This is a genomic window from Paramesorhizobium leguminum (assembly GCF_003217235.1).
Taxonomy (GTDB): Bacteria; Pseudomonadota; Alphaproteobacteria; order Rhizobiales; family Rhizobiaceae; genus Paramesorhizobium; species Paramesorhizobium leguminum.
In genome coordinates this window covers 68,840-79,306 of the sequence record NZ_QJTF01000018.1, presented here as the reverse complement: position 1 = coordinate 79,306, position 10,467 = coordinate 68,840, and the positions used below count along the sequence as shown (strand labels likewise).

Here is a 10,467-nt window from a genome sequence, read left to right as displayed (position 1 = left end):
GCCGGTCAGATCGGGGCTGGCCGTCGCGCCGTATGGCAGATCAAAGTGACGTTTCAACTTTGCGCAACACCGGACATTTCTACATCGCCGCCACATGGCGTGTAGCCGGATACATTCTATTTCTAAGTGCGACATGCCAACAATGCTCACCTCACCGAGGAACTGCGCATGAGTCGCACCTGCCCCATTCCCAATAGCCGTCTCACGCAGATGGATGATGATAGCGCCATTCTTGTGTCTGGCCGCCATAACCGTAAGCGTCAGCGCGGACATCCTGTACGTAAATATAGCTCTCGTGGTGCAAATTTCCGAGTATCTTCGAAAACCCGTCGAAAGCCGCCCGGACGTACCGGGCCTTCTCGTCCTTGGTATTGGTTCCATCCGTGATCTTGATGTCGAAATAAACGCTCGACTTGTCCTGTTCGGCGAGACTCTTGCCACCGGCGAACCAATCGCGAGGGTCAACGTAGTCTATGGCAACCGCGGTAACGGCTGGGTCTTTGCCAAGGATACCCGCGGTGATTTCCGCAAGCAGTTTGATTATCTGGCTGGTCAATTCATCCGAACGAGCAGCGCCGACCTTGACGTTAAGAATGGGCATGATTACCTCCTATGGTTAGCTATGCAACTATATGCGCATAAAATTTCACCTGATCTTGTCTGAGATCGCCTTTACCTGCCCCACAAAGGACGCGAATTCTGAAGCCCCGAGTTGCGCCTTCAGGCTCTTGGTGATCTCGCCGCTTGCTTTGTTCAGTTCGTCCTTGATCTCTTGCGCCTTCGGCGTCGGCTGTATCTCGCATTCGCGCCCGTCTCGCTTTGTCGGAAGCCTCTCAACGAGCCCGCGTGCCTCCAACCCATCAAGTGCACGCGTTGCCGTCGCGCGTGCGATCTTCAGTTCGTCGGCCAGTTCACTTTGCAACCTTCCTGGCTTATCCAATATCGCACGCAGCATGAACCCTTGCGGTGGCGTCAGGTCGAACGGCTTGAAGGCCCTCGTCCAAACCCGCTCCAGTTGCCGGCCAAGCGCTTGCGTGTTGAAGTAGATGCAATCGTCAAACATAGCATATGGTAGCATTATATAGTTGCATATGCAATCACTTTATTCCTATCCCTCCCGAGGATGCGATTTGCTTAGTCGGCCGCCCTCACCTCAAACCGCAGCCCGTCATAGGCAGGCTCGACATGATCAGGCGTCTCGCGCATGACCGTATCGTAGTCGAGCGGCACGTGCATATGCGTCAGGATCGCGCGTTTGGGCTGGAGGCGCTCAATTTGTTCCAGCGTTTCTCCAAGCGAGAAATGGCTGGGATGCGGGCGATATTGCAGCGCGTCGATGATGAGCACGTCGAGGCCCTGCAGCCGCTGGACGGTCTTTTCCGGAAAGGCGCTGACATCAGGGCAATAAGCGACATCGCCGATGCGGTAGCCCAGAGACATGATGTCGCCGTGCACTTGCGGCAACGGCAGAAACGGGATCGCGCCGCCGGCGCCGTCGATTTCAAACGGCGTGTCTGCATCGATCTGATGCGCTTTCAGGATCGGCGGATATTTCGAATCTGGCGGCGTTTCGAAGCAATAGCCGAAGGAGTCATCGAGTCGCGCGAGGGTCGCGCGGTCGGCATAGATATCCATAAGGGCGCGTTTATCGAGGACATAAGTGCGTAGGTCGTCGAGGCCATGGATATGGTCGGCATGGGCGTGCGTGTAGACCACCGCATCGAGCCTCCCTGCTCCCGCATCGATCATCTGCGCCCGAAAATCCGGTCCTGTATCGATGACGACAGTCGTGGTGCCTCCGTTCCCAATTCGCTCAACCAACAGCGCCGTGCGGCGGCGGCGGTTCTTGGGATTGTTCGGGTCGCAATTGCCCCAGTCACCATTGATCCGCGGCACGCCCGGCGAAGAGCCGCAGCCAAGAATGGTGAAGCGGAGGCGGTCAGGCATTTTCGCCATCCGCCGGCTTCGGCATTTTGGAGAATAGCCGGAAGACGTTTTCCGTTGTGATCCGCGCCAACTCCGTTTCTTCTACGCCGATGGTTTGCGCCAGCACAGCCGCCGTATGGCGGACGAAGGATGGCTCGTTGCGTTTGCCACGGTGTGGCACCGGCGCCAGATATGGCGCGTCGGTTTCAACCAGCAGCCGGTCGCGCGGCACGATCCGGGCAATCTCGCGCAATTCTTCCGAATTCTTGAATGTCAGAATGCCGGAAAAGGAGACGTAACCGCCAAGCGCGATGCCGATTTCTGCAAGCGCCCTGCCCGATGAGAAGCAATGCAGGATGAAGGGGAAAGCCCCCTTCCCTGTTTCCTCGGTCAGGATCGCCGCCATGTCCGCATCGGCGCTGCGCGCATGGATGACGAGCGGCAGCCCCGTCTCACGCGCGGCCTCGATATGGGCGCGGAAGCTTTTGGCCTGCACCTCCGGCGGCGCGTAATCGTAGTGATAATCGAGCCCCGCCTCCCCTATCGCAACCACTTTCGGATGTTCCGCGAGCCGGATCAGCTCTTCGGCGGTGATATCCGGCTCCTCATGCGCATTGTTGGGATGCGTACCGACGGAGCAATAGACTTGCTCGTAGCTCTCCGCGATTTCGCGGATCTGGTCGAACCGGTGAACGCGGGTGCAGATCGTCACCATGCGGCGCACGCCGGCGTCGAGGGCGCGTTGCACGATAGCGTCGCGCTCCTCGGCGAAATCCGGAAAGTCCAGGTGACAGTGGCTGTCGACAAGCATCGCCATTCTAGATCAATCCTGCCCGTTGGCCTGCTTTTCGGCTTCTACATAGCGCGGGAAGATCGGCTGCGGTGCGGGCAGCGGCGCGCCGCCAATGAGTGTCCCGCTTGCGATATCGGCGAAATTGCGCTGATCCGCCGAAACCGCCAATATGTCGAGCAATTTCGCGGCAGAGCCCGGGATGAAAGGCTGTGCCAGAATGGCGACGCGGCGCAGAACTTCAGCCGTAACGTAGAGTACGGTTGCCATGCGCTCCGGATCGGTCTTGCGCAGCGCCCATGGTTCTTGGCCCGCGAAGTAGCGGTTCGCCTCGGCAACAACCGCGAAAATGGCGGCAAGCGCGTGATGCGGCGCCTGTTCGGCCATGGCCTTGCTGGCCGTGCCCAGCGCTGCGCTTGCCTGGTCAAGGATAGCCTTGTCCGCATCGCTGAAGACGCCCGGCTCAGGCACCTTGCCATCGCAGTTCTTGGCGATCATGGAGAGCGAACGCTGTGCCAGATTGCCCAGATCGTTGGCGAGATCGGCATTGGTGCGATTGACGATCGCGTCATGGCTGTAGCTGCCGTCCTGCCCGAATGGCACCTCGCGCAGGAAGAAATAACGCACCTGGTCGAGCCCGTAGTGCTCCACCATGGTGAAAGGGTCGATCACATTGCCGACCGATTTCGACATCTTCTCCCCGCGGTTGAACAGGAAGCCATGCGCGAAGACGCGGCTCGGCATGTCCACTCCCGCCGACATCAGGAAGGCCGGCCAATAGACGGCGTGAAAGCGGACGATATCCTTGCCGATAATGTGGGTCGCCGGCCAATAGCTCCAGTTTCCCGCATTCGTATCGGGGAACCCGGCTGCGGTGAGATAATTGGTGAGCGCATCGACCCACACATACATCACATGCTTCTCATTGCCGGGAACGGGAACGCCCCAGTTGAAGGTGGTGCGCGAGATCGAGAGGTCGCGCAGGCCGGATTTCACGAAGCTCATCACCTCGTTGCGCCGCTCGGCCGGCCCGACGAAATCCGGATTGCTTTCGTAAAGCGCAAGCAGTTTGTCCTGATAGGCGGAGAGGCGGAAGAAGTACGTCTCCTCCTCGTTCCACTCGACCGGCGAGCCCAGCGGCTCGCGGCGCACGCCATCCTCACCGACAGTCGTTTCGCTCTCGTCGAAATAGGCTTCCTGGCGCACCGAATACCAGCCGGCATAGCGGTCGAGGTAAATATCGCCATTGTCGGCCATGCGCTGCCAGATCGCCTGGCAGGCCTTATGGTGCCGCTCTTCGGTGGTGCGGATGAAATCGTCGTTAGAGCAGCCAAGCGTCGCCAGCATCTCGCGGAAGATCGCCGAATTGCGGTCCGCGAGTTCTTTCGGCGTGAGGCCTTCCTTCTCCGCCGTCTGCTGCATCTTCAGGCCATGCTCGTCCGTGCCGGAGAGGAAAAAGACATCCTTCCCGTCCAGCCGCTGGAAACGCGCCAGCGCATCGGTGGCGATGGCCGTATAGGCGTGGCCGATATGCGGCTTGCCGTTCGGATAGAAGATCGGCGTGGTGATATAGAATTTCTCGCGGCTCATGCTCAACCTGACGTGACCTGACTCAAATTTCTCAATAGCGCGGTTGGAATATCCCATGTAAGCGGCGAATGCTATGGTTTAGCTTTCAGCTCTTTATTGCCGCAGCATACGCGTCAGCATATGCCTGATGTGATCCTGCGCCCCATAAAAAACGGCAACGACCATAATTGTGCGGCTTTCTTCCATAGGCGAAAACCAGATAACCGCCTTGCCTCGTCGAAGAAATCGAATATCAGGGTGAATATCCGGTCGCGAGGTTCCGATATAAGGCGTGTCTACCAACTGATCGATTGCGATGCGCAATTTGCGAACTCGTTCGGCGGCGCGCGCTATGCCGCCCTCGATCGAGTCTCCAAGTTCTATGTAGGCGCCGAACAGATGGTCGAAGATCAACTCAAAATCCCGCTCAGCCTCCTCGGAATATTCAAGTATCCACACGAACGGCTCGTCGCTTGCGTTTGATCATGTCTTCGACACGATTTTCCATCTCCGTTGCGGAAATCATTCGGCCTTTCAATCGTCGCTGAACCAATTCGCGAAGCGCTTCCGTTTCCACGGTTTCTGCTTCCGTCTTTTGGCGGAGGAGTTCCAACCCCTGCTGAAGAACGGAACTCATGCTCGAATATCGCCCGTTCTCAACAAGCGAACGCGCGAAAGCATCTTGCTGCTCTGTCAGCGAGATCGACGATTTGATGCTCATCGTTTGTCTCCTTTCAGTCGTTAAATTTGCTACTCAGTAGCATATTTGTCAACCTACTCTGGCACACCGTTTTGAAACGCGCGATGGGCCTTTTCAATGAAAATAAGAACCGCCTGCTTCTTGTCCAGATTGAAGGCCTGCGTCTCGATTATGTCCCGGCGGAGCCGCTCCCAGAAGGCCGACCATGCGTTGGCGGGCAGTATCGCGCCCTCCTCCGCATGAAGCCGCGCGCGATCGGCGATGCGTTCGAGAACATGATCGAGAAACAGATCGTACTGGATTTCAGCTTCGCGTCCGCCAATGGCGGTGGCGAGCGCCTGCGCCTTTGGCAGGTCGAAGCGCTTTTTCTCCAGTATTGCATCCGTCGTTTGCGCTATTTCGAGGCCGCCATGGGCGATGAGCAGCGCCGCCTTGCGCACGCTGCCTTCCGAACGCTCGATCAAGGCCTCCCCTCCTGCCATATCGAAACCGATGCCCGGCCCGATCGCGGCCAACGCCTTTTGCATCGCTGCTGCCTCCAGCGGCTTGAACTGCAGCGTCTGGCAGCGCGAGCGTATGGTGGGCAGCAGGCGGCCGGCGGAATGCGAAATCAGGATGAACAGCGCGCGGGCCGGTGGCTCCTCCAGCGTTTTCAAAAGGGCGTTCGCCGCATTGCGGTTCATGTCGTCGGCGGGATCGATGATGACGATCCGCCACGCGCCGTCATGGGAGGTACGGGCAAGGAAATGGGAAACCCGGCGGATTTCCTCCACCGGGATGCCCGTCTTGAACTTGCCCGTCTTCTGATCCAGCGGACGGTCGATATGCAGGATGGCGGGGTGGATGCCCCCGGCGATCTGCCGGAAAAGCGGCTTTGCAAAATCCGGCGCGGCGATTTCTGCGGGGGGCGTGCTGCTATCAGGATATTGGAGCATGTGGCCTGCCAGGTGAAAGGCCAGCGTCGCCTTTCCCACGCCGCGCGGGCCTTCGAAAAGCAGCGCATGGTGCATCTTGCCCGAACCATAGGTGCGGGCGAGGAAGGCGCGGACGTCCTCATGCCCCGCGAGATGAGCATTCGCTGAGGGAGCAGGCACGCCGTCGATGGAATCGTGCGTTTCCTGAATGTTCAAGTCGCCGATCATGCAGGCCGCCTTCGGGTTTCGAGCAGTGTGTCGACAATAGTGATGATTTCGGCGCTCACTTCTTTCTCCGTCCGGTCCGCTTCGACGACCCTGCAACGCTCCGGCTCGGTTGCCGCGATGGCGAGATAGGCCTCGCGCCGCGCCTCGTGGAGGCCAAGCGTCTCCTTCTCGAAGCGGTCCGGCGCCTCCTCCCCTCGCCGCTTCATCGCGCGCGCCAGCCCCTTTTTGGCAGGCAAATCGAGGATGAGGGTCAGATCGGGCATGGTCCCATCGATTGCCACGCGTTCCAGCGCCTCCATGAGAAAAGGATCGAGGCTGCCGGTTACGCCCTGATAGACCCGGCCCGAATCGATGAAGCGGTCGCAGAGCACCGTTTTGCCGGCGGCAAGCGCAGGGCGGATTACCTGTTCCACATGGTCGTTGCGGGCGGCGGCGAACAGAACCGCCTCCATGGCCGGCCCAAATGCCTCGGCGGCGCCGCTCAGGATGACATGGCGCACGGCTTCGGCGCCCGGTGAGCCGCCGGGTTCCCGCGTCACCAGCACATCGATGCCTTGGCTCTCAAGATGCGCGGCAAGACGCCGGATCTGTGTCGACTTCCCCGCCCCTTCCCCGCCTTCGAACGTGATGAACAATCCTGCCACGGAGTCTCCGGTGAATGGTGAATGGTGAATGGTGAATGGTGAATAGGCCATTTCCATTCACTATTCACTATTTACCACTCACTCTTTCAACGATATTTCCTGATCCAGCCGGTGGAAAGCTCAAGCGCGGCGTCGAAGGCTTGCTTGCCGATGCCGCCTGCCGGCACCGTTTGCGCGGCGAAAACCGGTCTTTCCTGGATAAGCGCATCCCCCATCGAAATCTGGAGCGTGCCCACCCGGCTGCCAGCCTCGACTGGAGCCTTCAAGGGACCATTATAGATGATGCGGGCTTTCAAGGGTGGGCGATCCTTTGCGGGGAGCAGAAGCTCGACCGCGTCGCCTGTGCGCAGCTTTACCGCTGATTGCTCTCCACCATAAACGTCCGCCTCGCCCACGAGGTCATTGTCAGGGAAAAGCAGCACGTCCTCGAAATCGTTCATTCCCCATTCGATCAGCTTGCGGGCTTCCTCGGCGCGTTCCTTGTCGCTGGCAAGTCCGCTAAGCCCCACGAACAGCCTGCGCCCGTTGCGCTCGGCGGAGCCGATCAGCGCATAACCGGACTCCTCGGTGTAGCCGGTGCCAAGGCCATCCGCGCCGATATCAAGCCGCAGGAGCGGGTTGCGGTTGCGCTGGGTGATGTTGTTCCAGGTGAAGCTTTCCTGCGCGTAATATTTATAGAACTGCGGGTAAGTCCGGTGAATATGGCGGGCAAGCGTCACCAGCTCCGCGATGGAGACTTTCTGCCCCGGCGCGGGCAAGCCGGTGGAATTGACGAAGATGGATTTTTGCAGGCCAAGCTCACGCGCGCGGGCATTCATGCGCTCCGCAAAGCGCGCCTCGCTGCCTGCCATGCCCTCGGCCAGGATGATGCAGCCGTCATTTGCCGACTGGACGATGACGCCCTGGATCAAATCTTCCACCCGCGGCGCCGAATTGATCTTGGCGAACATGGTGGAGGTGCCGGACGGTGCGCCGCCCGTGCGCCAGGCATATTCGCTGACCGGAAACGTCCGGTCGAGCGACAATTCTCCCTTGGAAAGAGCATTAAAGACGACTTCCATCGTCATCAGCTTTGCGAGCGAAGCAGGCGGAATAAGCGCGTCGGGATTTTTCGAGAACAGGACCGTCCCGGTCTTTTCATCGATCAGCAAGGCGTGTGGCGCCTTCGTTTCCAGGGTTTGGGCGGCCATGACAGTCGAGGCGGTGAACACCACCGCGACGACGCCGAATAGAATAGCCATCGCGTGTTTGAGCAACGGACGTCAACCTCGCTTGCCTGCATGGAATCTGGTCCGAGAATCATCTCAGATCCGGGACCAATATGCCATGTAGCAGCCTGTCGCGGGTTAAACTGTGGTATTTTTAGCCTCGCATGATCTTATCCGAAAAGTCTGCAACTTTTCGGGATCATGCTCTATTCCGGGCGAACCACGAAAGCGTCGGTGGCACCAGCCGCCCAAGCTGCTTTCAGCATGGCATCGCTGCTTCCGGCGAGCGTTATGCCATAAAGCTCGCCGTTTTCGGTCGGCACGCTCATGCGTCTGATCTTGCCGTACTGAACCAGCTTGGCGGCGATGCGATCGGCTTCCGCCTTGTCGCCAAAGAAACCGGCGTCGATATATTCGCCGCCATCGGACGGCGCCACACCAAGCTTTTTCCAGGCATCGGAGATTGCCGAAGGCGTCAGCACGCTTGCATAAGCGAGCGTTCGGACGTCACTTGCGGCCGCTATACGCTCATCCGCATAGCCGGCGAGCGCGGAACTGCCATCAAGGCCTCTCGCACGGGCAATGCCGTAGAGAGCAGCGGGTCTTTCCGTAACGATAGGCCCGATGGCCGGCAGCACCGGATCGCCCGCGCCGACGGTGCCCGGATATTGCGGCATGGATGGCGGCTGCAAGACGCCCTCGCCAGCGCCGGGTATCGGCGCCGCCGTACCCGTCATCAGGGGCTGGTTCATCATCGCAGGTATCGGACGCGATCCGGGCATCGGCGCGGTCGGCGTCGGCCCGGCCATCGCGATCATGACGCCGCTCGCGGGCTGGCCGATGGGATCGGAACCGTTACGGAACGAGGCCATCAAAAACTCGTCGTCGCGCCCTTCAAGCGGCGCGCGGCCAACATATTCCACTTTCACATTCGCCGTGCCGTGATGCTGGTAATCGAGCATTTCCGCGGCGCGCTGCGAGAGGTCGACAACCCGGTCATGGGCGTAAGGGCCGCGATCGTTCACGCGGACAATGACCGAATTGCCATTGGCAAGATTGGTAACGCGCGCATAGCTGGGCAGCGGCATCGTCGGATGCGCGGCGGAAAGATGGGCCATGTCATAGACTTCGCCATTGGCCGTCAGCCGCCCGTGGAAGGCGGAACCATACCAGGAAGCCTTGCCGGTACGCGTATAGCCGGGCTCTTCCTTGGGATAGTACCACTTGCCCTTCACCTGATAGGGCTTGCCGACCTGATCGCGGCCGCCACCACGCGGCATTTTCGAAACAGCATTGGTCAGGCTCAAAACAGCATTCGATATGACGCGCGGGCTCGCCTTCACCCCATATTCGGATTCGGCGAAATATTCCTTGGGGCGAGGCTTGCTCTTCGATTTGGGCTGCGGCGCGGCACATGCGGCAACGCAGGCGCCGAGAATGACAACACCGGCCATGCGCAAATTGAAGCGCCCTGCCCGGTATCCGGTCAATACATGATCTTCAGCCGTCAAGTGGCCGCCCCCGTCTTCACAAACCATTGCAGTACCACGCCTTAGCGCGATTATTGATGGTGTCCAACCCGTCTACTTTAAACTCTTGCCATCGATTGATTGACACGACATTAAAACAATGTGGCCTTCCGGTGGCGAAACAACGATGCAAAACCATTCGAGCAGTGTTTAATGACTCGGCCCGCTTGGCAAGGTCCGCCGCTACAATTTTAATGAAGCGGTTGAAACAACAGGTTGACGGCGTTGACGCCGGTGGCTCACAGACTGTAAACAGGCGGCGATGACAAATGGCTGGGTCGTACCCAAGTCAAGTCATCCGGTTGGAGGGGTGGCCGAGCGGTTTAAGGCACCGGTCTTGAAAACCGGCGTGCGGGAGACCGTACCGTGGGTTCGAATCCCACCCCCTCCGCCATTTAAGTCGTCTAATGAGTGGGCGTTTGGCTCGCGACGCCATTGAAAAAGCAACTTGCCAGTTTGATATCATTCTGATTGGAATTGGAGGTCTCAATATGCACAAGAGATATCTTGTCACGGCGCAGTGGGACGAAGAGGCAGGCGTTTGGGTCGCTTTTAGCGATGATATTCCCGGCCTTGTAACGGAAGCTCCAGACCTCGATACGCTCATGAAGCGCATTGTTGCGGTTGCGCCGGAGCTTCTGGAAGATAATGCGCAGCTGCTTGACGAGCATGTTCATCCCGGCGACTTGCTGGATATCTGCATCATGTCGCAATTCCGCATGGCCGATGCTCACGCACGCTGATGGTGAAGGGTTTTTATTCGCAAATAATTGATGTTCTCAAAGCCAATGATTGCACTTTCGTTCGCCATGGCAAGGGGGATCATGAGATATGGCACAGCCCGGTAAGCGGCCGGAATTTCACAGTCGATAAGGGCTCGTTGTCCCGCCATACCGCCAATGCCGTTATGAAGCAGGCGGGGATCAACAAAAAATTCTAGAGCGGTTTTGACGGATCGC

The 10,467-nt window shown here is 58.9% G+C and carries 13 protein-coding genes and 1 tRNA gene; 3 read left to right on the top strand and 11 right to left on the bottom strand.

Annotated elements, in window-relative coordinates:
* Nucleotides 1–202 precede the first annotated feature (202 nt).
* The 11 genes from C7477_RS14430 to C7477_RS14380 all read right to left on the bottom strand — a co-directional run bounded on the left by C7477_RS14430 (nt 203) and on the right by C7477_RS14380 (nt 9,433).
* On the bottom strand, nt 203–601 hold the full coding sequence (locus tag C7477_RS14430; protein WP_110753406.1) for a tautomerase family protein: 399 nt from the start codon (nt 599–601) through the stop codon (nt 203–205).
* Nucleotides 602–646: 45 nt separating this feature from the next.
* Nucleotides 647–1,063 carry a MarR family winged helix-turn-helix transcriptional regulator gene (locus C7477_RS14425; RefSeq protein ID WP_110753427.1) on the bottom strand — a complete coding sequence of 139 codons (417 nt, stop codon included), beginning with the start codon at nt 1,061–1,063 and terminating at the stop codon, nt 647–649.
* Between the two features lie 71 nt (nt 1,064–1,134).
* Nucleotides 1,135–1,947 carry an MBL fold metallo-hydrolase gene (locus C7477_RS14420; protein ID WP_110753404.1) on the bottom strand — a complete coding sequence of 271 codons (813 nt, stop codon included), beginning with the start codon at nt 1,945–1,947 and terminating at the stop codon, nt 1,135–1,137.
* Nucleotides 1,940–2,737, bottom strand: coding sequence for a TatD family hydrolase (locus tag C7477_RS14415; RefSeq protein ID WP_110753425.1), 798 nt, complete (start codon nt 2,735–2,737; stop codon nt 1,940–1,942). Before C7477_RS14415 ends, C7477_RS14420 begins: the two co-directional genes overlap by 8 nt.
* 12 nt (nt 2,738–2,749) lie before the next feature.
* Complete coding sequence (gene metG / locus C7477_RS14410) at nt 2,750–4,306, bottom strand: methionine--tRNA ligase (protein WP_110753402.1); 1,557 nt, start codon at nt 4,304–4,306, stop codon at nt 2,750–2,752.
* A 93-nt stretch (nt 4,307–4,399) separates the two neighbouring features.
* A complete protein-coding gene (locus C7477_RS14405) occupies nt 4,400–4,744 on the bottom strand; it encodes a type II toxin-antitoxin system RelE/ParE family toxin (RefSeq protein WP_110753400.1) in 345 nt (114 codons plus the stop codon).
* On the bottom strand, nt 4,731–5,006 hold the full coding sequence (locus C7477_RS14400) for a ribbon-helix-helix domain-containing protein (protein WP_110753398.1): 276 nt from the start codon (nt 5,004–5,006) through the stop codon (nt 4,731–4,733). Before C7477_RS14400 ends, C7477_RS14405 begins: the two co-directional genes overlap by 14 nt.
* A 53-nt stretch (nt 5,007–5,059) precedes the next feature.
* Nucleotides 5,060–6,127, bottom strand: coding sequence for a DNA polymerase III subunit delta' (locus tag C7477_RS14395; RefSeq protein ID WP_110753396.1), 1,068 nt, complete (start codon nt 6,125–6,127; stop codon nt 5,060–5,062).
* A complete protein-coding gene (gene tmk / locus C7477_RS14390) occupies nt 6,124–6,822 on the bottom strand; it encodes a dTMP kinase (RefSeq protein ID WP_110753423.1) in 699 nt (232 codons plus the stop codon). Before tmk ends, C7477_RS14395 begins: the two co-directional genes overlap by 4 nt.
* 35 nt (nt 6,823–6,857) lie before the next feature.
* Nucleotides 6,858–8,012 (bottom strand): D-alanyl-D-alanine carboxypeptidase family protein, encoded by a 1,155-nt coding sequence (locus C7477_RS14385; protein ID WP_110753394.1) that lies wholly within the window; start codon nt 8,010–8,012, stop codon nt 6,858–6,860.
* A gap of 173 nt (nt 8,013–8,185) precedes the next feature.
* On the bottom strand, nt 8,186–9,433 hold the full coding sequence (locus tag C7477_RS14380; protein WP_110753421.1) for a septal ring lytic transglycosylase RlpA family protein: 1,248 nt from the start codon (nt 9,431–9,433) through the stop codon (nt 8,186–8,188).
* 379 nt (nt 9,434–9,812) lie between these two features.
* On the opposite strand from C7477_RS14380, the gene C7477_RS14375 reads away from it, so the two are divergent.
* From C7477_RS14375 to C7477_RS14365, 3 genes are all read left to right on the top strand, one after another.
* Nucleotides 9,813–9,902 (top strand) — tRNA-Ser (locus C7477_RS14375).
* A 25-nt stretch (nt 9,903–9,927) separates the two neighbouring features.
* Nucleotides 9,928–10,251 (top strand): DUF1902 domain-containing protein, encoded by a 324-nt coding sequence (locus C7477_RS14370; RefSeq protein ID WP_245411849.1) that lies wholly within the window; start codon nt 9,928–9,930, stop codon nt 10,249–10,251.
* Nucleotides 10,251–10,448, top strand: a complete 198-nt coding sequence (locus tag C7477_RS14365; RefSeq protein ID WP_110753392.1) for a type II toxin-antitoxin system HicA family toxin — start codon at nt 10,251–10,253, stop codon at nt 10,446–10,448. The genes C7477_RS14370 and C7477_RS14365 overlap by 1 nt, the downstream gene beginning before the upstream one ends.
* Nucleotides 10,449–10,467 lie beyond the last annotated feature (19 nt).

Coding starts and splice junctions, on each gene's coding strand:
- C7477_RS14395 (WP_110753396.1), bottom strand. CDS start 6,127: ATGATCGGCGACTTGAACATTCAGGAAACGCACGATTCCATCGACGGC.
- C7477_RS14380 (WP_110753421.1), bottom strand. CDS start 9,433: ATGGCCGGTGTTGTCATTCTCGGCGCCTGCGTTGCCGCATGTGCCGCG.
- C7477_RS14365 (WP_110753392.1), top strand. CDS start 10,251: ATGGTGAAGGGTTTTTATTCGCAAATAATTGATGTTCTCAAAGCCAAT.
- C7477_RS14415 (WP_110753425.1), bottom strand. CDS start 2,737: ATGCTTGTCGACAGCCACTGTCACCTGGACTTTCCGGATTTCGCCGAG.
- metG (WP_110753402.1), bottom strand. CDS start 4,306: ATGAGCCGCGAGAAATTCTATATCACCACGCCGATCTTCTATCCGAAC.
- C7477_RS14400 (WP_110753398.1), bottom strand. CDS start 5,006: ATGAGCATCAAATCGTCGATCTCGCTGACAGAGCAGCAAGATGCTTTC.
- C7477_RS14385 (WP_110753394.1), bottom strand. CDS start 8,012: ATGGCTATTCTATTCGGCGTCGTCGCGGTGGTGTTCACCGCCTCGACT.
- C7477_RS14420 (WP_110753404.1), bottom strand. CDS start 1,947: ATGCCTGACCGCCTCCGCTTCACCATTCTTGGCTGCGGCTCTTCGCCG.
- tmk (WP_110753423.1), bottom strand. CDS start 6,822: ATGGCCTATTCACCATTCACCATTCACCATTCACCATTCACCGGAGAC.
- C7477_RS14430 (WP_110753406.1), bottom strand. CDS start 601: ATGCCCATTCTTAACGTCAAGGTCGGCGCTGCTCGTTCGGATGAATTG.
- C7477_RS14425 (WP_110753427.1), bottom strand. CDS start 1,063: ATGTTTGACGATTGCATCTACTTCAACACGCAAGCGCTTGGCCGGCAA.